The organism is Arthrobacter sp. NicSoilB11, assembly GCF_019977375.1.
In the GTDB taxonomy this organism is placed as follows: domain Bacteria; phylum Actinomycetota; class Actinomycetes; order Actinomycetales; family Micrococcaceae; genus Arthrobacter.
The window spans coordinates 2,284,327-2,308,382 of the sequence record NZ_AP024657.1 but is presented as its reverse complement, the minus strand read 5'-3'; the positions used below and the strand labels follow the sequence as shown (position 1 = coordinate 2,308,382).

The window sequence follows — 24,056 nt, the reverse complement described above, 5'->3', positions numbered from 1 at the left end:
ATTATGCGTTGGTTGACTGCCGGTGAATCCCATGGTCCGGCTCTGATGGGAATTATTGAGGGCGTCCCCGCCGGTGTGGAAATCACCAGCGGGCACATCGCAGACTCCCTGGCCCGCCGCCGCCTTGGCTACGGCCGCGGTGCGCGGATGAAGTTCGAGCAGGACGTGGTCACCATCCTCGGCGGTGTCCGGCACGGCATCACCCAGGGCGGCCCCGTTGCCATCCAGGTGGGAAACACCGAATGGCCCAAATGGGAGCAGATCATGTCCGCCGACCCGGTGGCCCCCGAACTCCTCGCCGACCAGGCGCGCAACGCGCCCCTGACGCGTCCCCGTCCGGGGCACGCGGACTTCACCGGCATGCAGAAGTACGGCTTCGACGAAGCGCGTCCGGTGCTGGAACGCGCCAGCGCGCGGGAGACCGCCACCCGGGTGGCGCTGGGCACCGTAGCGGCGCAGTTCCTCAAGCACCTCGGCATTGAGCTCGTCAGCCACACCGTGTCCATTGCCAGCGTGACGGTGCCCGAAGGCCGTCCGTTGCCCGTACCGGGCGATGTCATTGCCCTGGATACCGACCCCCTGCGCTGCTTCGACCGTGACACGTCGAACGCCATGGTGGCCGAGGTGGACGCCGCGCACAAGGAAGGCGAAACACTGGGCGGCGTGGTGGAGGTCCTTGCCTACGGCCTCCCGCCGGGACTTGGCAGCTACGTGCACTGGGACCGCCGGCTGGACGCCAGGCTTGCTGCGGCCCTCATGGGGATCCAGGCCATCAAAGGCGTGGAGGTGGGCGACGGCTTCCTCACCGCAGCCCGCCGCGGTTCTGCCGCCCATGACGAGATCGTCCGCGACGGCGGCGGCCGGATTGTGCGCGCCAGCAACCGTGCCGGCGGCATCGAAGGCGGCATGAGCATCGGGGATGTCCTCCGCGTCCGTGCAGCCATGAAGCCCATCGCCACCGTGCCGCGTGCCCTGCGGACTATCGACGTCAGCACCGGTGAACCCGCCAAGGCCCACCACCAGCGCTCGGACGTTTGTGCAGTCCCGGCCGCCGGCGTGGTGGCCGAGGCCATGGTGGCCCTGGTCCTCGCCGAGGCCGTCATCGAAAAGTTCGGCGGTGACTCAGTGGCGGAAACCGCACGCAACATCAAGGGTTACCTGGACAACATCCCGGCATCCCTGGACTCGATCGGCCAGTAGTGCTCCACCGCAGCAGTACCGGATCTGTCGGCGACCGGCCGATTGTGCTCATCGGCCCCATGGCCGTGGGCAAATCGGCCATCGGCCAGCAGCTGGCGCAGCAGCTGGGCGTCCGGTTTGTCGACACGGACGCCGTGATCGTTGCCGGGCATGGATCCATCGCCGAGATCTTCGCGGGCCGCGGTGAACACGCCTTCCGGGAAATTGAGGCGCGGACCGTCGCCCGCGCCGTTGAGGAAGCCGAAGGGACACCCACTGTTATTTCGCTCGGCGGGGGAGCGGTGCTCGACTCGGGGACGCAGCAGCTGATCAGCCACTGCACCGTCGTGTACCTGGAGTGCGACGCCGACACCGTCGCCGACCGGATTGCCCGGAACTCCGGCCGGCCGCTCCTTGCCGGCGACGCCATGGGCCGCTGGACAGCAATGTTCGCCACCCGCAGGCCGGTCTACGAGAAGCTGGCCGACATCACCCTGGACGTCCGCCATGGCTCGATACCCGAGCTCGGCGGCCGGCTGGAAGCAGCACTGCGGAACCACGCAGCTGCCAAACAGGAAGTTGAAAAGTGAACACCCAATCAACAGTCATCAACGTCACCGGCGAGGGTGCCGGCAACAACTACGGCGTCGTCGTCGGGCGCGGCCTGCTTGGTGACCTTCCCGCGCTGCTCGGGGAGCGCGTCCGCCGGGTCCTGGTGATCCACCCCCGCGCCCTGCGCCTCACCGGCGACACCGTCCGCGATGAACTCGCAGCCGCCGGTTTCACCTCCCTCACCGCCGAAATCCCGGACGCCGAAGAAGGCAAGCACATCCAGGTGGCAGCTTTCTGCTGGCAGGTCCTGGGCCAAAACGACTTCACCCGCTCGGACGCCATCGTCGCCGTCGGCGGCGGGGCAGTGACCGACCTGGCAGGCTTCGTCGCCGCCACCTGGCTGCGGGGGGTCAAAGTCATCCACATGCCCACCAGCCTGCTGGGAATGGTGGACGCGTCCGTGGGCGGCAAGACCGGCATCAATACCGCGGAGGGGAAGAACCTCGTCGGCGCCTTCCACCCGCCCGCCGCCGTCCTGGCGGACCTGGACACCCTGGACACGCTGCCGAAGAACGAGATCATTTCCGGACTGGCCGAGGTGATCAAGTGCGGCTTCATTGCCGATCCCGCCATTCTTGACCTGGTGGAAAAGGACCCGGCCACCGTGGTTGACCCGCGCTCCGACGTGCTCCGGGAACTTATCGTGCGGGCCATCGCCGTGAAGGCAAAAGTTGTTTCCGAGGACCTCAAAGAGTCCGGGCTGCGGGAAATCCTGAACTACGGACACACCCTGGGACACGCCATCGAACTGGTGGAACGGTATTCCTGGCGGCACGGCGCCGCCGTGTCCGTGGGCATGATGTTCGCAGCGGAACTTGCCCGCAGCGTGGGCCGGCTCAGCGATACCGACGCCGACCGGCACCGGAGCATCCTGGAAGGCCTTGGGCTCCCGGTCACCTACCGGCGGGACCGTTGGCAGGGCCTGCTGGACGGGATGCGGCGCGATAAGAAATCCCGCGGCGACCTGCTGCGCTTCGTGGTGCTTGACGGCATCGCCAAACCGGGGATCCTCGACGTCCCGGACACCTCGCTGCTGTTTGCGGCCTACCAGGAAATTGCCTCCTGATGCAGGGCAACATGAGCGGAACCTCCGACTGGCCCGAGGCCGGCTTCCCGGGTATCCGGATCAATCCGGACACGCTGCTGCCCCAGGTCGTCAACGAGGACGCGGTGCGGGAGGCGTTGGCCGCCTCCACCGACCCCGCTGACCACATCTTCGTGCTGCTGGTTGAGGGCCACGCGTCCGAAGCTGCCGAACTGCTGGCCGAGGCACGCTTCAAGGACCCGGAATCATTCCTGCTCCGTGTGTTCGAAGCCGAGGTGCTCAGCGTCAGCCACCGCATGGACCGTGCCATTGGGTTGTTCCGGCAGCTCCTGGCTGAGGCGCACGGCACGCCGCGGGAGGCCCTGGCCCTGCAGTACCTGGGCCGCACGCAGTACGCAGCCGGCCAAACCTCCGCGGCGGTGGAGTCCTTCTCCAGGGCGCTTGACCTGGGGGTGGCGCAATCGGCGGATGCCGCCCAGATCTATTCCTCCACGGTGGCCCTCCAGCGTGCCAGGGACGTTCTGGACCTGGCCTGCTGAGCCGGCCGGCAGCGCCGGCGGAAAGGCCCGCTCCGATTTACCGGTAGAATGGTTGTGGAATTTTTGCATCCACGCGATTTTTGACAAACACGTGCAGGCGGGCCGTTGTGGCGTGCCCGCCCGGCATACAGCATCTGACCACGCGGCCAGACAAAGAAACCAGAGGAAACCAGTGGCAACCACTAACGACATTAAGAACGGAACGGTCCTGAAGCTTGAGGGCCAGCTCTGGAACGTCATCGAATTCCAGCACGTCAAGCCCGGCAAGGGCGGCGCCTTTGTGCGGACCAAGATGCGCAACGTGATGTCCGGCAAGGTTGTTGACAAGACCTTCAACGCCGGGCTCAAGATCGAGACGGCCACCGTGGACCGCCGCGACTACCAGTACCTGTACCAGGACGGTGCGGACTTCGTCTTCATGGACACCTCCGACTACGACCAGATCACCGTCTCCGGTGCCACGGTGGGCGACGCCACCAACTTCATGCTCGAGAACCAGATGGTCAACATTGCCATCCACGACGGCAACCCCCTCTACATTGAACTGCCGCCGAGCGTCGTCCTCGAAATCACCTACACCGAGCCGGGCCTGCAGGGTGACCGCTCCTCCGCGGGTACCAAGCCCGCCACGCTGGAGACCGGCTACGAGATCCAGGTTCCGCTGTTCATCGAGAACAACACCAAGGTCAAGGTGGACACCCGCGACGGCAGCTACCTGGGCCGGGTCACTGAGTAGTGAGCGCCCGCGGTAAAGCCCGCAACAGGGCACTGGATGTTCTTTTCGAGGCGGAGCAGCGCTCCGTTTCGGCGTTCGACGTGCTTCGTGCGCGCCGGGAAAAGACCGACCAGGTGGTCAACCCCTACACCCTGGAAATCGTCGAAGGCGTGCTTTCCCAGCAGGCAGCCATTGACGAGTTCCTGGAGACGTACTCGCAGGGCTGGAGCCTGGAGCGGATGCCGTCCGTAGACCGCATCATCCTGCGCATCGGCACCTGGGAGCTGCTGTACAACGACGACGTCCCCGACGGCGTGGCGGTCAGTGAGGCCGTCGCGCTGGCCAAGACGTTGTCCACGGACGAGTCGCCGCAGTTCATCAACGGCCTGCTGGGCCGGCTGCAGCAGCTGAAGCCTTCGCTGCTCGCGTAGCCTTTCCACCACGCAACAGGGCCCCGCCATCCGGCGGGGCCCTGTTGCGTGCCAGCGGTTCACATCATCCGGCCACTGCCGCCCTCAGGGACACGATCCGCTGGAGCTGCTGCCTTTCCTCGGCCTGGTGCAGCGGAACATCGCGTCCGCTCAGGATCCGCTGGCGGGTGTTGGCAAGCTGGGTGGCCGCCTTCACGAACTGCTTCATCTGCCGCTTCCTGCCCGAACCCGCAGCCCATGCCAGGACCATGCGCCTGCCGCCGCGGGTGGCCAGCAGCTGGACTTCCGCGGGCGTGAACCATCCCGCAGCGGAATACTCCATCAGCCGCTGCCGGGTAAGGCGGTTTTCGGCCACCCGCAGGAAGATGATGCCGCCCACTGCCAGCACGAAGATCGGTACCTGGACCATGATGTAGTCCAGCAGGAAGCCGCCGCCCATGCTGTTCCACCTGTTGTGCAGGAACATGGCCGGCAGCAGTCCCACGAAGAAGGCGCCGATCGAGGCGCCCGTGTGCCAGCGCCTGGCAGCGAAGCCCATGACCAGGCCTGTGGTGCCGGTGAAAATCGCATGGGCGAAGGGGGACATGACACCGCGGAGGAAGAACACCTGGGCGAAGTCGCTGGCCGGGGATGCCGATTCCGCGATGGCCCTGCCGAAGTAGAGGATGTTTTCGGTGAAGGCGAAGCCGCCGGCGATGGTGAAGGCAAACACCACCCCGTCCACGGGACCGTCGAATTGCCGGCGCGCCGCGAGGAGGAGGATGAGCAGGCCAAGGGACTTGGCGAACTCCTCGACGATGGGGGCCTGGACGGTGGCCATGTAGGTCTGCAGGTCGGGTTCGTCGGTGAACTGGAAGGCGATCACGAAGAACGGCTGGATGAGCAGGGTCACGGCAACGGACACCGCAGCACCCCACGTGAAGGCAAAGAACAACAGCCGCTTGGGTTCCGGTTCCCACCTGTCGATGATGTGGACCGCAGCGAGGACCACCGACAGCGGGACCAGCGATGCCAGGAAACCAATTAGGAAACCGGCGGCGCCGGTGTTGGACAGCAGGAACGGCACCACCAGGAACAGGCTCAGGAAAGCAAGCACGCCGCCCGCAACCGTCAGGCCCGCCAGCCCGCTGCGGGTCCGCGATGCCCGCAGCGCGGCTTCCTGCGCCTGCGGCGGCACCACTGCAGCCAGCGGGTGGCCCTGGTGTCCGGGGGCGGCGCGGTAGTATTCGGGCTGCACCTGTCCCATCCAGCTGGGATTGGCCTGCCGGGGCAGGGGGCCGGTGGGCCTGCGGTAGGGGTCGTCGGGGAGGCCGGAGGAAGGCTGCTGCGGATACATCGGCATATCCGAAAGCCTAAGCGGGGGCCACCACACCACAAAGGACCGGGCCTCCCGCGCCGTTCGGGTGTGACCAGTACCGCGTCACCCGGGGACCGGCCGGGCAGGGACCGTGTGGTAATTTTGAACAGCAAACATTCCTTTTTTAATTCCGTCCTGTGAGGCGGGGAAAGGGGAGACGAGCGTTGACTTCCGTCACCAGCGCACCGGTTCCAGCCAGGGTTGTCCTCAGCCAGGCGGACATTGACCGGGCACTTACTCGTATCGCCCATGAGATCCTCGAAGCCAACAAGGGATCCCAGGACCTGGTCCTGTTGGGCATTCCCCGCCGCGGCTACCCGCTGGCTGTCCGGCTGGCGGAAAAAATCGCCGCCGCGGACGCCACCGTTGACGCCGCCGCCATTGTTGGCCAGCTCGACGTCACCATGTTCCGCGACGACCTCTCCCACCAGGGGACACGGCCGCCGTACCCCACCAGGCTGCCCCGGACAGGCATCGACAACAAAGTAGTGGTGCTCATCGACGACGTCCTGTACTCCGGCCGGACCATCCGCGCCGCCCTCGATGCGCTGGTCGATCTGGGCCGCCCCCGGATCGTCCGGCTTGCGGTCCTGATCGACAGGGGCCACCGCGAACTTCCCATCCGGGCTGATCACGTTGGCAAGAACCTGCCCACGTCCTCCGCCGAGAAGGTCCGGGTCCGGCTCGAAGAAACAGACACGTCCGACGCCGGAACCCCGGTCAACGAAGTCGTGATCGAAGGCGGCGCATGAAACACCTCCTGTCCACCGAGGACCTCAGCCTTTCGAACGCCATCCGCATCCTTGACACCGCGGAGGAAATGTCTGCCGTGGGGGAGCGGGAAGTCAAGAAGCTTCCCGCGCTGCGCGGACGCACCGTGGTCAACCTCTTCTTCGAGGACTCCACGCGGACCCGTATCTCCTTCGAAGCCGCCGCCAAGCGGTTGTCCGCTGACGTCATCAACTTTGCCGCCAAGGGATCATCGGTGTCCAAGGGCGAATCCCTCAAGGACACCGCCCAGACCCTGTCCGCCATGGGCGCCGACGCCGTCGTCATCCGGCACTGGGCCTCCGGCGCGCCGCACCGGCTGGCCGCAACCGACTGGATCGACGCCGCAGTCATCAACGCCGGCGACGGCACCCACGAACACCCCACCCAGGCCCTGCTTGACGCCTTCACCATGCGCCGTCACTGGGCCCGCCTGGGCGGCACGCGTTCCGATGGGACTGACCTGAAGGGCATGCGGGTCGCCATCGCCGGCGACGTCCTGCATTCCCGTGTGGCCCGGTCCAACGTCTGGCTGCTCCGGACCCTCGGGGCCGAAGTCACGCTGGTGGCGCCGCCCACCCTCCTGCCGGTCGGCGTCGACAAATGGCCCTGCAGCGTCAGCTACGACCTGGACCAGACCCTGGCCAACGGTGTCGACGCCATGATGATGCTCCGTGTCCAGGGCGAACGCATGAACGCCTCGTTCTTCCCCAGCACCCGCGAATACTCGCGCCGGTGGGGTTTCGACGACAACCGCCTCCGCGCCCTTGACGACCTGGGCATGACGGACACCATCATCATGCACCCGGGGCCAATGAACAGGGGCCTGGAAATCAGCGCCGCCGCAGCGGACTCACCCCGTTCCACCGTCCTGGCTCAGGTCCGCAACGGTGTGTCCGTGCGGATGGCCGCACTGTACCTGCTGCTCTCCGGGGATACCCGGGAACCAGCCGCCCACCGGGCACCGGCCTATGCCGCCGCGGCCCCGTCCCCCAAGGAGAGCAACTGATGGCAGGCAACACCGGAACCTACCTCATCCAAGGCGCCGCCATCCTGGGCGGCGACCCCGCGGACCTGCTGGTCCGTGACGGCATCATCGCCGAGATCGGCACCGGCCTTGACGCTGATGGGGCCACTGTCATCGACGCTGCAGGCCTGGTGGCCCTGCCGGGCATGGTCGATGTGCACACGCACCTCCGCGAACCCGGCCGCGAGGACGCCGAGACCGTGGAGACCGGAACACGGGCTGCGGCCCTGGGCGGCTACACAGCTGTGCACGCCATGGCCAACAGCACCCCCGTCGCGGACACCGCAGGCGTGGTGGAGCAGGTCTACACTCTGGGCCGCGCGGCCGGCTGGGTGGACGTGCGCCCCGTTGGCGCCGTCACCGTTGGACTGGCAGGGGAGCAACTGGCCGAGCTGGGCGCCATGGCCGATTCCCGCGCCCGGGTGCGGATGTTCTCCGATGACGGCATCTGCGTCCACGACCCCGTGCTGATGCGCCGCGCCCTGGAATACGTCAAGGCGTTCGACGGCGTCGTGGCCCAGCATGCGCAGGAACCGCGCCTCACTGCCGGCGCGCAGATGAATGAGGGCGACGTCTCCGCGGTCCTGGGCCTCACCGGCTGGCCCGCGGTGGCCGAAGAAAGCATCATTGCCCGCGACGTCCTGCTGGCCCAGCACGTCGGCTCCCGCCTGCATGTGTGCCACGTGTCCACGGCCGGCTCGGTGGAAATCATCCGCTGGGCCAAGGAACGCGGCATCGACGTCACGGCCGAGGTCACCCCGCACCACCTGCTGCTGACCGATGACCTGGTGCGCAGCTACGACCCCGTGTTCAAGGTCAACCCGCCGCTGCGCACCGATGCCGACGTCCAGGCATTGCGCGCCGGGCTGGCAGACGGGACGATCGACGTTGTGGGTACCGACCACGCGCCGCACCCCAGTGAGCACAAGGAATGCGAATGGGCGCAGGCAGCCATGGGCATGACCGGGCTGGAAACCGCCCTGTCCGTGGTCCAGCACGCCATGATTGAAACCGGCCTGATGACCTGGGCGGACTTCGCCCGGGTCACGTCCACGGCGGCCGCGACGATTGGCCGGCTGAGCGACCAGGGCCGGCCCATCGAAGCCGGGGAACCCGCCAACCTCATCCTGGTGGATCCGGCGGCGCGCTGGACGGTGGACCCCTTCCAGATGGCCACCATGGGCCGCAACTCGCCGTTCAAGGGCAGGGAACTCCCCGGCAAGGTGGTGGCCACCTTCTTCAGGGGGCACCCCACCGTCCTTGACGGCAAACTCAACACCCCGCACCCGGACTCCGCCGCAACCCCGGCAGTCGCTGCCTGATGGACAAAATCCTTCCCGGACTTGCCATGCTGGCGGTGGTCGCCGTCGTGTTCGTCCTCCTCGCCGTCGGCTGGCGCAACCGCCTCAAGCGCCAGTCCGACGTCGAACAACTGCCCCAGGTGCCCGCCGTGCCCGGTGAGCCCACCGCAACTGCCGAAGGGCAGTACGTGGCCACGACCACGGCCGGCGACTGGCTGGACCGCATTGCCGTGCATGGGCTGGGGATCCGCACCAATGCCACCCTCGCGGTGTACCCGCACGGCGTGCTCTATGAGCGGTCGGGTGCGCCTGCGCTGTACATCCCCGCAGCCTCCCTCTCCGATGTCCGGCAGGACAGCGGCATGGCGGGGAAGTTCGTGGAGAAGGACGGCCTGCTGGTGCTGGCATGGACGCACGGTGCCCACCAGCTGGACACCGGCTTCCGGACCCGCCGCGCCGCGGACAAGGACGTGCTCTACCAGGCCCTGCAGGATTTGATTTCGTCAGCCCCAGCGGCTGGTGCCACCAGTGGAAAGTAAGACAGTGAAAGCGAATACATTGACAGCAACCACCTCCGCTCCGGCAGCGCCAGCTGCGCTGGTACTCGAAGACGGGCGCATCTTCCGCGGCACCAGCTACGGCGCCACCGGCACCGCCCTGGGCGAAGCCGTCTTCGCCACCGGGATGACCGGATACCAGGAAACCATCACCGATCCCTCCTACGCCCGCCAGCTGGTGGTCCAGACGGCCCCGCACATCGGCAACACCGGCGTGAATGACGACGACGCCGAGTCCCGGCGCATCTGGGTGGCCGGCTACATTGTGCGCGACGCCGCGCGCCGGCCCTCCAACTGGCGCTCCGAACGGTCGCTGGACGAAGAGCTGGTGTCCCAGGGCATCGTGGGCATCCAGGGCGTGGACACCCGCGCCATCACCCGGCACCTGCGTGAGCACAAGACCATGCGCGCCGGCATCTTCTCCGGCGAGGCAGCCAAGGCCACGGACAAGGAACTGCTCGACGCTGTCCTGGCCAGCGCCCCCATGGAGGGCTCGCGCCTGGCCGAGGAAGTCAGCGTGGACGAAGCCTACGTCGTGGAGCCAAAGGACCACGGCTGGGACGGCGAACCCCGCCTCACCATCGCTGCAATCGACCTGGGCATCAAGGCCATGACCCCGGTCCGGTTCGCCGAGCGCGGCGTTCGCGTCCACGTGCTTCCCGCCACCGCCACCCTTGAGGACGTCAAGGCCGTCAACCCGGACGGCTTCTTCATGTCCAACGGCCCCGGCGACCCCGCCACCGCCGACGCCCAGGTCAAGCTGCTCCGCTCGGTCCTGGACGAAAAGCTGCCCTACTTCGGCATCTGCTTCGGCAACCAGATCCTGGGCCGTGCCCTGGGCTTTGGCACCTACAAGCTCCGCTACGGCCACCGCGGCATCAACCAGCCCGTGATGGACCGGCGCACCGGCAAGGTGGAGATCACCTCCCAGAACCACGGCTTTGCCGTGGACGCCCCCCTCGACGGCGCCACGCAGGCCCCGGAGGCACGCTACGGGCGGGTGGAAGTGAGCCACATCAGCCTGAACGACGACGTCGTGGAAGGCCTCGCCTGCCTGGACATCCCGGCGTTCTCCGTGCAGTACCACCCGGAAGCCGCGGCAGGACCGCACGATGCCGCCTACCTGTTCGACCGCTTCATCGAGCTCATGGAAGGCACACGGGACGGCCGGAACGCCAACGCGTCCAAGGACCCCGTGGACGCGGCCCACCCCGCAGGCGCTGACCACAAAAACGACAACAAGACTGAGGACAAGAAGTAATGCCGAAACGTACAGATCTCAAGAGCGTCCTCGTCATTGGTTCCGGCCCGATCGTCATCGGCCAGGCCGCCGAATTCGACTACTCCGGCACGCAGGCACTGCGTGTCCTCAAGGAGGAAGGCCTGCGCGTCATCCTCGTGAACTCCAACCCGGCCACCATCATGACCGACCCCGAGTTCGCCGACGCCACCTACGTTGAGCCCATCACCCCCGAGGTGGTGGAGAAGATCATCGCCAAGGAACGTCCGGACGCCGTCCTGCCCACCCTGGGCGGGCAGACCGCGCTGAACACTGCCATCGCCCTGGACAAGAACGGCGTACTGGAGAAGTACAACGTCGAGCTGATCGGCGCCAACATCGCCGCGATCGAGCTGGGCGAGGACCGTGAAAAGTTCAAGGGCGTGGTGGAACGCTGTGGCGCGGAATCCGCCCGCAGCCACATCATCCACAGCATGGATGAGGCCCTCACGGCGGCCGAAGACCTGGGCTACCCCATGGTGGTGCGCCCGTCCTTCACCATGGGCGGGCTGGGTTCCGGCCTGGCCTACAACGAACAGGACCTGCGCCGCATCGTCGGACAGGGCCTGCAGTACAGCCCCACCAGCGAGGTGCTGCTCGAAGAGAGCATCCTGGGCTGGAAGGAATACGAGCTCGAAATGATGCGGGACAAGAACGACAACGTGGTTGTCGTCTGCTCCATCGAGAACTTCGACCCCGTAGGCGTGCACACCGGAGACTCCATCACCGTGGCACCGGCGCTGACCCTCACCGACCGCGAATACCAGAAGCTGCGCGACGTCGCCATCGCCGTCATCCGCGAGGTGGGCGTGGACACCGGCGGCTGCAACATCCAGTTCGCCATCGATCCCAAGACCGGCCGCGTGGTGGTCATCGAGATGAACCCCCGCGTTTCCCGCTCCTCGGCACTGGCATCCAAGGCCACCGGCTTCGCCATTGCCAAGATCGCCACCAAGCTCTCGCTCGGCTACACCCTGGACGAGATCCCCAACGACATCACGCAGAAGACCCCCGCGTCCTTCGAACCCACCCTGGACTACGTGGTGGTCAAGGTCCCGCGGTTCGCCTTCGAAAAGTTCCCGGCAGCGGACAACACCCTCACCACCACCATGAAGTCGGTGGGCGAGGCCATGGCCATGGGCCGGAACTTCACCGAAGCCCTGCAGAAGGCCCTGCGCTCCCTGGAACAGAAGGGCTCGCAGCTGGACTTCAGCTCCGTCCCCGAATGGGAAGTGCCGGAGCTCATCGAAAAGGCCAAGCGCCCCACCACCGAGCGCCTGCACCAGGTCCAGCGCGCCCTCCTGGGCGGCGCCACCGTGGAACAGCTCTTCGAAGCCACCAAGATCGACCCCTGGTTCCTTGACCAGCTGGAGCTGCTCAACGAAATCTCCCGCGAAATCCGCCAGGCCGGCGCCCTGACCGCCGACATGCTCAAGCGCGCCAAGCGCCACGGTTTCTCCGACGAACAGATCGGCGCCCTGACGCACAACCCCGAGGCCGTGGTCCGCGGCGTACGCCAGGCGCTGGGCATCCGTCCCGTCTACAAGACCGTGGACACCTGCGCCGCAGAATTCGCCGCCTACACGCCGTACCACTACTCGGCATATGACGAGGAGGACGAGGTTGCGCTGCACTCCAAGCCGTCCATCCTGATCCTCGGCTCAGGGCCCAACCGCATCGGCCAGGGCATCGAGTTCGACTACTCCTGCGTCCACGCCTCCATGGCGCTGCGCAAGGCCGGCTACGAGACCGTCATGGTCAACTGCAACCCGGAAACCGTCTCCACCGACTACGACGTCTCCACCCGCCTGTACTTCGAGCCGCTGACGCTCGAGGACGTGCTGGAGGTCATCGCGGCCGAGGAACGCACCGGCGGCGTCATGGGCGTGTTCGTCCAGCTCGGGGGCCAGACCCCGCTGAAGCTGGCCCAGCAGCTGGCCGACGCAGGTGTCCCCATCCTGGGAACGTCCCCGGAGGCCATCGACCTCGCCGAGCACCGCGGCGCCTTCTCCCGGGTGCTGGACAAGGCCGGCCTGGTATCGCCCAAGAACGGCACCGCCGTCTCCTTCGAGGACGCCAAGAAGATCGCGGACGAGATCGGCTACCCCGTCCTGGTCCGTCCGTCCTACGTGCTGGGCGGCCGCGGCATGGAAATCGTCTATGACGAGCCCAACCTCTCCCGCTACATCGCCAACGCCACCGAAATCACCCCGGACCACCCCGTGCTGATTGACCGGTTCCTTGAGGACGCCGTCGAAATCGACGTCGACGCCCTCTATGACGGCACCGACATGTACCTGGGCGGCATCATGGAACACATCGAGGAAGCCGGCATCCACTCCGGCGACTCCGCCTGCGTCCTGCCGCCGATCACCCTGGGGAGCAACGTCGTCGAACGCGTCCGCACCGCTACCCGCGCCATCGCTGAAGGCGTGGGCGTCCGCGGCCTGATCAACATCCAGTTCGCGCTGGCCTCGGACGTCCTGTACGTCCTGGAAGCCAACCCCCGCGCGTCCCGGACCGTGCCGTTCGTGTCCAAGGCCACCGGCGTCCAGATGGCCAAGGCCGCGGCCCTCATCGGCACCGGCGTGACCATCAACCAGCTCCGCAGCGCCTACAAGATGCTGCCCGAAACCGGTGACGGCTCCACCCTGCCACTGGACGCCCCCGTCGCCGTCAAGGAAGCCGTCCTGCCGTTCAGCCGGTTCCGGACCCTTGAAGGCAAGGTGGTGGACTCCCTGCTCGGTCCCGAGATGCGTTCCACCGGCGAGGTCATGGGAATCGACAAGCACTTCGACACCGCCTTCGCCAAGAGCCAGGCGGCCGCCAACAACGCGCTGCCCACCGAGGGCAAGGTGTTTGTCTCCGTAGCCAACCGGGACAAGCGCTCGGTGATCATGGGCGTCAAGCGGCTCTCGGACCTCGGCTTCGAGATCGTCTCCACCGGCGGCACCGCCGACGTGCTGCGCCGCAACGGCATCCAGGCCACCCCGGTCCGCAAGGTCGCCGAGGGCAGCAGCGCCGAGGGTGAAGGCACCATCGCGGACCTCATTGTGGCCGGCGAGATCGACATGGTCTTCAACACCCCCTCCGGCGGCGAAGCCCGCAGCGACGGCTACGAACTGCGCGCAGCGGCGACGTCCATCGGCATTCCGTGCATCACCACGGTGGCCGAGTTCAACGCCGCGGTCCAGGCCATCGAAGCCCTGCGCACCTACGAGTGGTCCGTCACCAGCCTGCAGGAGCACGCCGCCGCGCTTGCGGAATCACAGAAGGCTGCGCTGCAGCATGCCTGAGCAGGTACCAGGCAGCAGGCCGGTATCCGCCGCCGGCCGGGAGTCCTTCGGCTCCCGGCTCGGCGCGGCCATGGCCGCCCGCGGCCCGCTCTGCGTGGGCATCGACCCGCATCCGGCACTGCTGAAGAGCTGGGGACTGGACGACGACGCCGCCGGGCTGAGGCGTTTTTCCCTCACCGTCCTGGAGGCGGTGGCTTCGCTCGCTGCCGCGGTAAAGCCCCAGGTGGCGCTCTACGAACGGCACGGATCGGCCGGTATGGCGGTCCTGGAGGAAGTCCTGGCCACCGCCCGGGACGAGTCCGTCCTGAGCATCGCCGACGCCAAGCGCGGCGACATCGGGTCCACCATGGCCGCCTATGCCGACGCCTGGCTCCGGGACGGGTCCCCGCTGGCGGCGGACTCCGTCACGCTGAGCCCCTACCTCGGCTTCGAGTCGCTGCGCCCCGCGCTGGACCTCGCGGCCGAAACCGGGCGCGGTGTCTTCGTGCTGGCGCTGACGTCCAACCCTGAAGGCGCTTCCGTCCAGCATGTTGGCGGTAAGGACTCGGTGGCCCGCAGGATCACGGCCGCCGCAGCGGCCGAAAATGCCCGGTACGGGGGCAGCCTGGGTTCCGTGGGCCTGGTGGTTGGCGCCACCGTTGGCAGTGCCCTGAAAGACCTTGAACTCGACCTCGCTGCCGTCCGCGGGCCCATCCTCGCCCCCGGCCTGGGGGCGCAGGGGGCAACGCCGGCCGACCTCCGCTCCACCTTCGGCGACGCCTACCCGCTGGTCCTGGGAACCTCCAGCCGCGACATCCTTTCGGCAGGCCCGCACATGGGTGGCCTGCGGGAGGCGGCCCTGCGGACGCTGGATGGGCTGCGGGGACAATAGGCTGCAATTGCCCGGATGCATTGATTCGGGCTGCACCAAAGGGTAGTTTCAGGACAGGTCCAAGGGCGGCCGCCCTTGGATGAAATCCGCCGAATCCGGGGGTGTCCGTGATGGTCCTGCGACCTTTATCCGCATCTGAACGGGCCGACGCCCTGGGCAAGGCAGCGGCAGCCAGGGCCACCCGTGCGGCCGCCAAGGAAAGCCTTCGGAACGGCGACAGGTCCGCGGCGGACATTATCAGCTCCGCCCTGGAAGACGACGCACTGGCCAGGATGAAGGTCTCGGAACTGCTTGAGGCCCTTCCCGGCATCGGGAAGGTGCGGGCCGCCGCCATCATGCAGCAGCTGGGCATCGCGGCGTCCCGCAGGGTCCGGGGCCTGGGCGTCCACCAGCGCCGGGCGCTGGTAGATTTTATTGACGAGCATTGAGGCAGGCGGCGCCTGTCTTTCCCCCAACTGCGGCAAAAGGAATACGTGAGCAAGAAACCTGGACTGACAGTCCTCGCAGGTCCGACGGCTGTTGGCAAAGGCACCGTGTCCACCTACATCCGTGACAACTACCCCGAAGTATGGCTTTCCGTTTCAGCCACCACCCGGGCGCCCCGGCCCGGGGAAGTTGACGGCGTCCACTACTTCTTCAAGACCAAGGATGAGTTCGAGCGGCTTATCGCCGATGGTGAACTCCTGGAATGGGCCGTCGTCCATGGTCAGAACACCTACGGCACCCTGAAGAGCACCGTGAACCAGGCCATCGCGGAGGGCCGCTCCGTGCTGCTGGAGATCGACCTGCAGGGTGCGCGCCAGGTCAAGGCAGCCGTTCCGGACGCCCAGTTCGTCTTCCTGGCCCCGCCCACCTGGGACGAGATGGTCCGCCGGCTGGTGGGCCGGGGCACCGAAACACCGGAAGAACAGCAGCGACGCCTGGAAACCGCTAAACTGGAACTTGCTGCTGAACCGGAGTTCGACCACACCGTCATCAACGACGACGTCCGCCGGGCAGCGGACGAGCTAGTTTCACTCATGGGGCTGACACCGCATCCACACCTGCCGGAACCGTCAGCCCGCTAGGAATTTGGAGAATTCGTGTCCACGAACCTTGAAGGCATCATCAACCCGCCGATCGACTCGCTGCTTGAGGCAGCCGACTCCAAGTACGGCCTGGTGATCTTCGGTGCCAAGCGTGCTCGTCAGATCAACGCCTACTACGCCCAGCTGCACGAGGGCCTCTTCGAGTATGTCGGACCCCTGGTCGACACCAAGCTGAACGAAAAGTCGCTGTCGATCGCACTGCGCGAAATCAACGAAGGCAAGCTGGTTTCCACGCCGATCGAAGCCGCAGAGTAATCCTGCCGCTGAACTGACTTGCTGTTGACGGAGGTCACGTGCGCATAGTCCTCGGAGTCGGGGGAGGGATCGCCGCCTACAAGGTGGCATCGCTCCTCCGGCTTTTTACTGAAGCCGGCCATGACGTCACGGTGATTCCCACGGAGGCGTCCACCCGCTTCATCGGTACCGCCACCTGGGAGGCGCTGTCCGGAAACCCGGTCAGCAACAGTGTCTTTGATGACGTGCACCTGGTGAACCACGTCCGCCTTGGCCATGAGGCGGACCTCGTGGTGGTGGCACCTGCCACAGCGGACCTCCTGGCGAAGGCTGCCACCGGCCAGGCCGGGGACCTGCTCACCAACACCCTGCTGATGGCCCACGGCCCGGTGCTGTTCGCCCCCGCGATGCACACGGAAATGTGGCAGCATCCGGCCACCCGGGCCAACGTTGAGACGCTCCGCGGCCGGGGCGCAGCCGTCCTGGAACCCGCCTCCGGCAGGTTGACCGGGGCAGACTCAGGTCCCGGCAGGCTTCCGGAACCCCAGGTGATCTTCGACGCAGCCATGGCCCTGGTCCAGGGACGCAGTGATTACCAGTTGCCCCTTGCCGGCCGCACCGTCACCATCAGCGCCGGCGGCACCCGCGAACCGCTGGACCCCGTGCGCTTCCTTGGCAACCGGTCATCCGGCAAGCAGGGAGTGGCCCTTGCGGTCGCAGCGCGGAACGCCGGGGCTACCGTGCGCCTGCTGGCAGCCCACATGGACGTTCCGCCGCCCGCCGGCGTGGAGGTGGTCCGCGTGGAGACCGCCCTGCAACTTCGGGAAGCCGCACTGGAAGCCGCCGCCGTGTCCGACGTCGTCATCATGTCCGCGGCCGTGGCCGATTTCCGCCCGGCGGAAGTCTCGGACACCAAGATCAAGAAACGGGACGACACCGCCGATCCCGTCATCACCCTGGTCCGCAACCCGGACATCCTGCAGGAGCTCGTGGAGCAGCGCAACGCGGGTGCCGGCGAGGCCGGGCAGCTCATCGTCGGATTCGCCGCCGAAACCGGGGACAGCCAGGGCGACGTCCTGGCATATGCGGAAGCAAAGCTCCAGCGGAAAGGCTGCGACCTGCTGGTGGTGAACCACGTAGGAGCGGACAAGGTCTTTGGCCACGACTCCAACTCGGTGGTCATCCTGTCGCGCTCCGGCTCCGAACCACAGGAAGCTTCGGGAACCAAGACAGAGGTTTCGGAAGCCATCGTCCGCCGCATCAGCTTTGAACTGAACCGTGTTTCGTCCACTTGAACCTGTTTCGCCCCTCGCCTGAAGTGTTTCCGGCCACCTTTGCTTAGCACGGGGACATCTACCGACTTCTCCCTGACGGGAGTGCCACCACCAACCAGTAAGGTAGTTGAGTGACTTTACCGCTGCACCTTCCCCACACCCATGGGGCCACGCCCTCCGCGCTCCGGCTTTTCACGTCCGAATCGGTCACCGAAGGCCATCCGGACAAGATCTGCGACCAGATCAGTGACGCCATCCTGGACGCGCTGCTGGCCGCGGACCCCGAATCCCGCGTGGCTGTGGAAACGATGGCCACCACGGGCCTGGTGCACGTGGCAGGCGAAGTCACCACCGACGCGTACGTCGAAATCCCGCAGATCGTCCGCGAGACCATCCTGGGCATCGGCTACGACTCCTCAGCCAACGGCTTCGACGGCGCCCGCTGCGGCGTGTCCGTCTCCATCGGCCAGCAGTCCAACGACATCGCCGGCGGCGTGTTCAACTCCCTCGAGGCACGCGAAGGCCGCCAGGAGGACGACTATGACCTCCAGGGTGCCGGCGACCAGGGCCTGATGTTCGGCTACGCCAGCGATGAAACCCCTTCCTACATGCCTACGCCCATCTGGCTGGCCCACCGGCTGTCCGAGCGGCTCACCGAAGTCCGCAAGACCGGCGGGCTGCCGTATCTTCGCCCCGACGGCAAGACCCAGGTGACGGTCGGCTACGACAAAGACGTGCCCGTTTCCGTGGAAACCGTGGTGATTTCGAGCCAGCACGCGGAGGGGGCAAGCCTGGAGCAGTTGCGCGCCGACCTTGCCGCCATCGTCATTGAACCCGTCCTCGCGGGCGCCAACCTGGACATCTCACGGACGGCAAATATCCTCAATCCTGCCGGCGAGTTCGTCATCGGCGGCCCGGTGGGCGACGCCGGCCTCACCGGCCGCAAGATCATTGTGGACACCTACGGCGGTATGGCCCGCCACGGCGGCGGCGCCTTCTCGGGGAAGGACCCGTCCAAGGTGGACCGCTCCGCCGCGTACGCCATGCGCTGGGTTGCCAAGAACGTGGTGGCCGCTGGACTGGCCAAGCGCGCGGAGATCCAGATCGCGTACGCCATCGGCCAGGCCCGGCCGGTGGGAACCTACGTGGAGACGTTCGGCACCGAGACGGTGGATCCGGCCCGGATCAGCGCAGCAATCGCGGAAATCTTCGACCTCCGTCCGCGCGCCATCATCGATGCCCTGGATCTGAAGCGCCCCATCTACGCCAAGACCGCCGCCCACGGGCACTTCGGCCGGGATGAGCCCGACTTCACCTGGGAGCGCCTGGACCGGGTGGACGACCTGAAGGCATTCTTCAACGCCTAGCCGGCTTCCGCCGGCTGCCGGACGTCCAATGTCAGTGCCCGGTGCTTGGCTGATCCTGTCCAACCCGTCAGCTGAACGGAGGTGACCGCCATGGTTGCTGGCAGTTCCGTCCAGCCGTCCCTGCTCCAGGGCTTCCCTGCACGTCCCGTGCAAGGCGGCGTCACCGTGGCGGAGCAGCTTCCGGTGGCGCGGGTGCTCATTGAGTCCTCGCTGCCTCACCTGGACCGCCCATTCGACTATGCCGTCCCGGCCGCGCTTGACCAGGCAGCCCAGCCTGGGGTCCGGGTCAAGGTCAAGTTCAACGGCCAGGACCTCAGTGGATTCGTCCTGGAACGCGTGGCACAGTCCGACGCCGGACACACCCTTGTACCCCTGGCAAAAGTTGTGTCCCCGGTCCAGGTCCTTACGCCGGCCGTCCGGGACCTTGCCACGGCGGTCGCTGCACGGTATGCGGGGACGGTCAGCGATGTCCTGCGCCTAGCCGTTCCACCCCGGGTTGCCAGGCTGGAAAAGGACTTTCCGGACTCGTTGGACATCCCCGACGCCGAAGCCGTGCAGGACGTCCAGGGCAGCCCCGGATCTTCAGCCTGGGGCACACTCCGCACAGGTGCCGCTTTCCTGCGGCACCTGGCCGCCGGTGGATCTCCGCGGGCCGCCGTCAATCCGCTGCAGGGCTACGGGACTGCCGGTTGGCCGGCCATGCTTGCCCAGGCCGCCGCTGCAGCGTATTCCTCCGGAAGGGGCGCCCTGCTGGTGGTGCCTGACTACCGGGACCTGGACCGCCTGGAGCAGGCACTCAATGACCTGGTGCCGGACGCTGCCGTAGCCAGGCTGACCGCCGACGACGGGCCCACGCCCCGGTACCGGAACTTCCTGCGCCTGCTCGCGGGCAAGGCCACCATCGCCATCGGTACACGCTCGGCCGCCTTCGCCCCGGTGCAGGACCTGGGGCTCGTGGCGTGCTGGGACGACGGCGACGACCTCCATATCGAGCAGCGCGCACCGTACGCCCACGCACGGGAGGTCCTGCTCCTTCGCGCCGAGCAGGAGGGTACGGCCTGCCTCCTTGCCGGGCACGCGCGCAGCACCGAGGTCCAGCGTCTGGTGGAAGCCGGCTGGGCCGTCCCGGTTGACACTGAGCGTGCCACCGTCCGCAGGACGGTTCCCCGCGTGGTCAGCACGGCAGACAGCTTCGAGCAGGGGCGGGACCCACTGGCCACCATCGCGCGCCTGCCGCACGCTGCCTGGCAGGCCGCCAAGGAAGGTCTTGAGCGTGGCCCTGTCCTGGTCCAGGTTGCCAGGGCAGGGTACGCGCCGTCACTGGTGTGTGAAACCTGCCGGGAGCCGGCCCGCTGCGGGAACTGCCAGGGGCCCCTTGCGCTGGCCGGCACCTCCGCGCTTCCCCAATGCCGCTGGTGTTCCACGCCGGCGCCGGACTGGAAGTGCTCCCACTGCGGCGCCCGGCGGCTGCGGAAAGGTTCCACCGGAGTCCTCCGTACAGCCGAGGAGCTTGGCCGGGCCTTTCCCGGCACAACGGTCATCACGTCGTCCGGCGACCAAGTGAAAGCCACGGTGGGGGCGGGAAAGTCGCTGGTGGTGGCGACCGTGGGGGCCGAACCGGTGGCGGAGGCCGGGTATGCCGCCGCCCTGCTGCTGGACGGCGATTCCCTGCTGCGCCGGGAGACTCTCCGGGCGGGCGAAGACACGGTACGCCGCTGGTTCAACGCCGCTGCCCTCGTCCGTCCCGCCCCGGACGGCGGGCTGGTGGTGGTCACCGCCACGGACACAGCAGCCACCGGCGCGCTGCTGCGCTGGGATCCGGCCGGCTATGCCCAGCGGGAACTGTCCCTGCGCGTGGAACTGCAGCTTCCCCCAGCGGTGCGCATCGCCTCGGTCACCGGGCCGCGCGCCGCCGTCGAACACTACACAGGTGCCGTGGAAGCGGACCTCGCCGGCGCGGGGATAACTATCCGCACCGCCGGTCCGGCGCCGCTGGTGCTCACCGCACCGCCTTCCGGCCGGCGCTCGGCCGAGGACGTCCGGACCCTGCTGTTCTTCCCCTATGGCCAGGCCGCCGCCGTCGTCCGTGTCCTGCGGGTGACCCGCGCAGCCGTGGCCGCCAAACGGGCCACGGACCCTGTGCAGCTGCGCCTGGACGGTGTTGACGTCCTCTAGGCTGGGGACGTCCTGTGACGGCCAGGGCAATGGTGCCTTGGGGACGTCCTCAGCGGCGCCTTTTCGCCACGACCTCGTGTGCCGCTTCCACCAGTTGGCGGGCCGATTCATCCCAGCTGAACTCCCGCGCCCGGGCCAGGGAGCGGCGCGACATGTCCTGCCAGTGCGCGTCGTCCTGCAGCTGCGCAACCGCGTCCGCGAACTGCCCGGGTGACTCCGGGGCCACGTAGGTGGCGGCGTCCGCGCCGACTTCCCGGAAGATGGGAATGTCGCTGGCGATCACCGGGGTACCCACGGCCATGGCCTCGACCAGGGGAAGGCCGTATCCCTCGGCCCGGGACAGGCTCACCAGCGCCGTCGCCCGGCGCAGCAGGCCGTCATACTCTGCGTCCGTCACGCCGTTGTGGAACACCACGGAGGCGCCCGGCGGGATGAGGCTTTCCAGTTCCGCCCGCCGCTCCGGCGTGATCCGGCTCAGCAGGTGCAGCGTGTATTTGGGCAGTCCGGCCATGCCGGCCACCATGGTTTCCACGTTCTTGTAGGGCATGAACGAACCCATGTAAATGATGGTCTTGTCCGAGCCGTCGCCAGGCTGGCGAGGTTCCTGCGCCGGTTGGGGAGCGTTGGCGATGATGCGGACGGGCCGGCGCGTCAGCCGGTACTTGGCCATCAGCGCCTCCGTGGTCCTGCTGATGGTGGCCACGGTGTCGGCCCGGTTGAGGAGCAGCCGCTGCGGCCAGAACGCTTTGTGGTAGAGGCGCCAGAGCAGCCGGACGGGGGCCGGCAGGAAGCCCGGGGGAGCGGGGTGCTCATAGTAGATGAGGTCGTGCAGCGTGAGGATCAGCCCGTACTTCCGGCCCCAGGTACCCATGGTCTGCATGGGGCACACCACCACGTCAGCCCCGGTGGCATTGACCTTCCGGGCAACGAACAGCTCCAGCGGCGACAGCGGACTGCTGATGAGCGTGTACGGCACGTCCGGCAGGAGGGCCAGCTGCCGGACGTCGGAAACCAGCATGGAGACATCCGCGATTTTTGCCGTGGCAGCGATCAGGCTGGCTCCGTAGCGGCTGATGCCGTCGTGATGGTCGGTACGGGTGAAACGTGCATCAATGACGATCTTCACGCGGGGTGGTCCTTCAGGAAGCTGCGGATGTGTCGGGCGGCCGGCTCCGGCGTTTCGTAGTGGATCAGGTGTCCGACGCCGGGAATCACCTTCAGTTCCCCGTCCGGAAGCAGTGACAGGAGGCGGTGCTGGCTGGGAAGGGTGGCGATTTCATCCTTTTCGCCCGCGATGAGCAGCACGGGAAGTTCCAGTTGTCCGGCCACCTCCGCCACGTGGTTGCTGACGGAGGCCGTGAACGACTCCAGCAGGCTGTCCCGGTCCGCGAAGGAACTGAAGTAGGCGTGGTGCTGGCCGTGGATGAAAGCCCTCAGCTCCCGGTCGCGGGTCTTGGCCATGGCCTCGCTCATGACCCGCACAATCAGCCGGTTGCGCAGCAGGGCCAGGCCCGGCCCGCGGGGGAGCCGTGCCGCCAGCCGGTAATACAGGACTGCCAGCCGCGTCATCACGCCCTTGGGTCCTTCCAGCGCCGGAGCAGCGATGGGGTTGATGAGGATCAGGGGACGCACGGCCTCCGGGTTGTTGGCCACGAAGTACGCAGCAAGGATGGAGCCGAATGAATGTCCCAGCAGCACGGTTTCCGGCCCCAGTCCCTGGGACGCCATAAAGTCACTGATGAACTGCCCGTAGCGCTCCACCGAGTGCGGGTCCCGGGCAAAGGCATCGGAGCTGCCGAAGCCGGGCAGGTCCGGCATGATGATGCGCATCTCCGGCAGTTTGTCCGCGACGCGCAGGAGCCCGTGGTGGTCGCCGCGGAACCCATGGACCACCAGGATGGTGCGGGTCTCCGGCGTTTCCTGCAGGGGCGCATAGGTCCAGAAGGCCACCGTGCCGCCGTCGATGGTCACGGTGGAGGCTGAGGTGCGGGCGGAAAGCCCCGCGCTCAGGTACGCAGGCGCAGGGGAGGTCCCCGGATTTACGGTGTCCATGCGCGGGCCTAGTTGACGTTGTCCGGGTGCGAGCCCGTCCGCTGCCCGCGGTCCAGCGCGTTGATGGCCGCCAGGTCGCGTTCGGAGAGTTCGAAATTGAAGACGTTAAGGTTCTCCCGGATCCGCACTTCGGAACTGGCCTTGGGAATGGCGATGTTCCCCAGCTGCATGTGCCAGCGAAGGATCACCTGCGCAGGCGTCCGGCCGTGCTCGGCGGCGCAGGCCTGGATCACCGGATCGGCCAGGACCTGGCCGCGGCCCAGCGGGCTCCACGCTTCTGTCCGGATGCCCAGGCCGGCGTGCTTGCTGCGCAGTTCCTCCTGCTGCAGCCACGGGTGCAGTTCGATCTGGTTGACGGCGGGAACCACCTCGGCACTTTGGAGCAGGCGGTCAAGGTGTGCCGGCTGGAAGTTGCTGACGCCAATGGCACGGACCCTGCCTTCGCGGTACAGCGTTTCCAGGGCCCGGTAGGTTTCCGGGAACAAGCCACGGCGTGGGCAGGGCCAATGGATGAGGTACATGTCCACGTAGTCCAGTCCCAGGTTGACCATGGAGTCGTCGAAAGCCCGCAGCGTGGCGTCGTAGCCGTGGTGGTCGTTCCACACTTTCGTGGTGATGAAGATGTCCTCCCGGCTCAGGGACGGCGACAGTTCCCCGGAGCCGCCGCTGCCTGTCCCGTCGCCCAACTGGGAACTGATGCCGCGGGCCACGCCGGTTTCGTTCCCGTACATGGCGGCGGTATCGAAGTGGCGGTAGCCGGCGGCGAGCGCGGTGGCCACGAGCCCTTCCGCATCTGCTGCCGGCACTTTGTACAGCCCAAAGCCGAGCTGGTCTATCAGCACGCCGTTGTTCAGGCTGAGCCGGGGTGAGGTTCTCATGGCAACGACTC

General features: G+C 67.2%; 23 protein-coding genes. 19 read left to right on the top strand and 4 right to left on the bottom strand.

All coding sequences use genetic code 11. The features are described 5' to 3' along the window. The 6 genes from aroC to nusB all read left to right on the top strand — a co-directional run bounded on the left by aroC (position 1) and on the right by nusB (position 4,521). Positions 1–1,200 carry a chorismate synthase gene (gene aroC, locus LDO14_RS10615; protein ID WP_026265774.1) on the top strand — a complete coding sequence of 400 codons (1,200 nt, stop codon included), beginning with the start codon at positions 1–3 and terminating at the stop codon, positions 1,198–1,200. Continuing rightward, complete coding sequence (locus LDO14_RS10610; protein ID WP_134164705.1) at positions 1,200–1,769, top strand: shikimate kinase; 570 nt, start codon at positions 1,200–1,202, stop codon at positions 1,767–1,769. Before aroC ends, LDO14_RS10610 begins: the two co-directional genes overlap by 1 nt. After that, on the top strand, positions 1,766–2,857 hold the full coding sequence (gene aroB, locus LDO14_RS10605; RefSeq protein WP_134164706.1) for a 3-dehydroquinate synthase: 1,092 nt from the start codon (positions 1,766–1,768) through the stop codon (positions 2,855–2,857). The genes LDO14_RS10610 and aroB overlap by 4 nt, the downstream gene beginning before the upstream one ends. Further along, positions 2,857–3,375 (top strand): tetratricopeptide repeat protein, encoded by a 519-nt coding sequence (locus LDO14_RS10600; protein WP_134164707.1) that lies wholly within the window; start codon positions 2,857–2,859, stop codon positions 3,373–3,375. Before aroB ends, LDO14_RS10600 begins: the two co-directional genes overlap by 1 nt. A 172-nt stretch (positions 3,376–3,547) precedes the next feature. Then, the gene (gene efp, locus LDO14_RS10595) at positions 3,548–4,111 is read left to right on the top strand and encodes an elongation factor P (protein WP_018769313.1); all 564 of its coding nucleotides are present in this window, start codon (positions 3,548–3,550) and stop codon (positions 4,109–4,111) included. Then, complete coding sequence (gene nusB, locus LDO14_RS10590) at positions 4,111–4,521, top strand: transcription antitermination factor NusB (RefSeq protein WP_018769312.1); 411 nt, start codon at positions 4,111–4,113, stop codon at positions 4,519–4,521. The genes efp and nusB overlap by 1 nt, the downstream gene beginning before the upstream one ends. Before the next feature lie 64 nt (positions 4,522–4,585). On the opposite strand, the gene LDO14_RS10585 is transcribed toward nusB, so the two are convergent. Beyond that, positions 4,586–5,863, bottom strand: coding sequence for a PrsW family intramembrane metalloprotease (locus LDO14_RS10585; RefSeq protein WP_026265773.1), 1,278 nt, complete (start codon positions 5,861–5,863; stop codon positions 4,586–4,588). 179 nt (positions 5,864–6,042) lie between these two features. Here LDO14_RS10585 and pyrR point away from each other — a divergent pair, with 179 nt between their 5' ends. The 13 genes from pyrR to LDO14_RS10520 all read left to right on the top strand — a co-directional run bounded on the left by pyrR (position 6,043) and on the right by LDO14_RS10520 (position 21,115). Then, positions 6,043–6,630 (top strand): bifunctional pyr operon transcriptional regulator/uracil phosphoribosyltransferase PyrR, encoded by a 588-nt coding sequence (gene pyrR, locus LDO14_RS10580; RefSeq protein ID WP_018769310.1) that lies wholly within the window; start codon positions 6,043–6,045, stop codon positions 6,628–6,630. Beyond that, positions 6,627–7,655: an aspartate carbamoyltransferase catalytic subunit gene (locus LDO14_RS10575; protein WP_223991604.1), complete on the top strand. Its 1,029-nt coding sequence runs from the start codon at positions 6,627–6,629 to the stop codon at positions 7,653–7,655. The genes pyrR and LDO14_RS10575 overlap by 4 nt, the downstream gene beginning before the upstream one ends. Then, the gene (locus LDO14_RS10570; RefSeq protein WP_223991602.1) at positions 7,655–8,995 is read left to right on the top strand and encodes a dihydroorotase; all 1,341 of its coding nucleotides are present in this window, start codon (positions 7,655–7,657) and stop codon (positions 8,993–8,995) included. Before LDO14_RS10575 ends, LDO14_RS10570 begins: the two co-directional genes overlap by 1 nt. Next, positions 8,995–9,513, top strand: a complete 519-nt coding sequence (locus LDO14_RS10565) for a hypothetical protein (RefSeq protein ID WP_018769307.1) — start codon at positions 8,995–8,997, stop codon at positions 9,511–9,513. The genes LDO14_RS10570 and LDO14_RS10565 overlap by 1 nt, the downstream gene beginning before the upstream one ends. A 19-nt stretch (positions 9,514–9,532) precedes the next feature. Next, positions 9,533–10,792 (top strand): glutamine-hydrolyzing carbamoyl-phosphate synthase small subunit, encoded by a 1,260-nt coding sequence (gene carA, locus LDO14_RS10560; RefSeq protein WP_208324259.1) that lies wholly within the window; start codon positions 9,533–9,535, stop codon positions 10,790–10,792. Then, positions 10,792–14,106, top strand: coding sequence for a carbamoyl-phosphate synthase large subunit (gene carB / locus LDO14_RS10555; protein ID WP_134164710.1), 3,315 nt, complete (start codon positions 10,792–10,794; stop codon positions 14,104–14,106). Before carA ends, carB begins: the two co-directional genes overlap by 1 nt. After that, positions 14,099–14,977 carry an orotidine-5'-phosphate decarboxylase gene (pyrF, locus tag LDO14_RS10550; RefSeq protein ID WP_223991600.1) on the top strand — a complete coding sequence of 293 codons (879 nt, stop codon included), beginning with the start codon at positions 14,099–14,101 and terminating at the stop codon, positions 14,975–14,977. The genes carB and pyrF overlap by 8 nt, the downstream gene beginning before the upstream one ends. A gap of 110 nt (positions 14,978–15,087) precedes the next feature. Continuing rightward, on the top strand, positions 15,088–15,405 hold the full coding sequence (gene mihF / locus LDO14_RS10545; protein WP_026265771.1) for an integration host factor, actinobacterial type: 318 nt from the start codon (positions 15,088–15,090) through the stop codon (positions 15,403–15,405). Positions 15,406–15,450: 45 nt separating this feature from the next. Continuing rightward, on the top strand, positions 15,451–16,044 hold the full coding sequence (gene gmk, locus LDO14_RS10540) for a guanylate kinase (protein ID WP_144599766.1): 594 nt from the start codon (positions 15,451–15,453) through the stop codon (positions 16,042–16,044). Positions 16,045–16,059: 15 nt separating this feature from the next. After that, positions 16,060–16,320 (top strand): DNA-directed RNA polymerase subunit omega, encoded by a 261-nt coding sequence (rpoZ, locus tag LDO14_RS10535; RefSeq protein ID WP_003800778.1) that lies wholly within the window; start codon positions 16,060–16,062, stop codon positions 16,318–16,320. Positions 16,321–16,358: 38 nt separating this feature from the next. Beyond that, complete coding sequence (gene coaBC / locus LDO14_RS10530) at positions 16,359–17,594, top strand: bifunctional phosphopantothenoylcysteine decarboxylase/phosphopantothenate--cysteine ligase CoaBC (RefSeq protein ID WP_144599765.1); 1,236 nt, start codon at positions 16,359–16,361, stop codon at positions 17,592–17,594. A 110-nt stretch (positions 17,595–17,704) separates the two neighbouring features. Next, a complete protein-coding gene (gene metK, locus LDO14_RS10525; protein WP_223991598.1) occupies positions 17,705–18,940 on the top strand; it encodes a methionine adenosyltransferase in 1,236 nt (411 codons plus the stop codon). 90 nt (positions 18,941–19,030) lie between these two features. Further along, positions 19,031–21,115, top strand: a complete 2,085-nt coding sequence (locus tag LDO14_RS10520; RefSeq protein ID WP_223991596.1) for a primosomal protein N' — start codon at positions 19,031–19,033, stop codon at positions 21,113–21,115. Between the two features lie 49 nt (positions 21,116–21,164). On the opposite strand, the gene LDO14_RS10515 is transcribed toward LDO14_RS10520, so the two are convergent. From LDO14_RS10515 to LDO14_RS10505, 3 genes are read right to left on the bottom strand one after another with little or no spacing between them, the layout of a single operon-like run. Beyond that, the gene (locus LDO14_RS10515; RefSeq protein WP_223991588.1) at positions 21,165–22,241 is read right to left on the bottom strand and encodes a glycosyltransferase family 1 protein; all 1,077 of its coding nucleotides are present in this window, start codon (positions 22,239–22,241) and stop codon (positions 21,165–21,167) included. Then, entirely contained in the window at positions 22,238–23,167 is a 930-nt protein-coding gene (locus tag LDO14_RS10510) for an alpha/beta hydrolase (protein ID WP_018769296.1), read from the bottom strand. Before LDO14_RS10510 ends, LDO14_RS10515 begins: the two co-directional genes overlap by 4 nt. 8 nt (positions 23,168–23,175) lie before the next feature. Next, positions 23,176–24,045, bottom strand: coding sequence for an aldo/keto reductase (locus LDO14_RS10505; protein ID WP_223991586.1), 870 nt, complete (start codon positions 24,043–24,045; stop codon positions 23,176–23,178). Positions 24,046–24,056: the final 11 nt, after the last annotated feature.

Coding starts and splice junctions, on each gene's coding strand:
- LDO14_RS10585 (WP_026265773.1), bottom strand. CDS start 5,863: ATGCCGATGTATCCGCAGCAGCCTTCCTCCGGCCTCCCCGACGACCCC.
- LDO14_RS10600 (WP_134164707.1), top strand. CDS start 2,857: ATGCAGGGCAACATGAGCGGAACCTCCGACTGGCCCGAGGCCGGCTTC.
- LDO14_RS10505 (WP_223991586.1), bottom strand. CDS start 24,045: ATGAGAACCTCACCCCGGCTCAGCCTGAACAACGGCGTGCTGATAGAC.
- LDO14_RS10510 (WP_018769296.1), bottom strand. CDS start 23,167: ATGGACACCGTAAATCCGGGGACCTCCCCTGCGCCTGCGTACCTGAGC.
- LDO14_RS10565 (WP_018769307.1), top strand. CDS start 8,995: ATGGACAAAATCCTTCCCGGACTTGCCATGCTGGCGGTGGTCGCCGTC.
- carB (WP_134164710.1), top strand. CDS start 10,792: ATGCCGAAACGTACAGATCTCAAGAGCGTCCTCGTCATTGGTTCCGGC.
- pyrF (WP_223991600.1), top strand. CDS start 14,099: ATGCCTGAGCAGGTACCAGGCAGCAGGCCGGTATCCGCCGCCGGCCGG.
- LDO14_RS10520 (WP_223991596.1), top strand. CDS start 19,031: ATGGTTGCTGGCAGTTCCGTCCAGCCGTCCCTGCTCCAGGGCTTCCCT.
- LDO14_RS10570 (WP_223991602.1), top strand. CDS start 7,655: ATGGCAGGCAACACCGGAACCTACCTCATCCAAGGCGCCGCCATCCTG.
- mihF (WP_026265771.1), top strand. CDS start 15,088: ATGGTCCTGCGACCTTTATCCGCATCTGAACGGGCCGACGCCCTGGGC.
- LDO14_RS10575 (WP_223991604.1), top strand. CDS start 6,627: ATGAAACACCTCCTGTCCACCGAGGACCTCAGCCTTTCGAACGCCATC.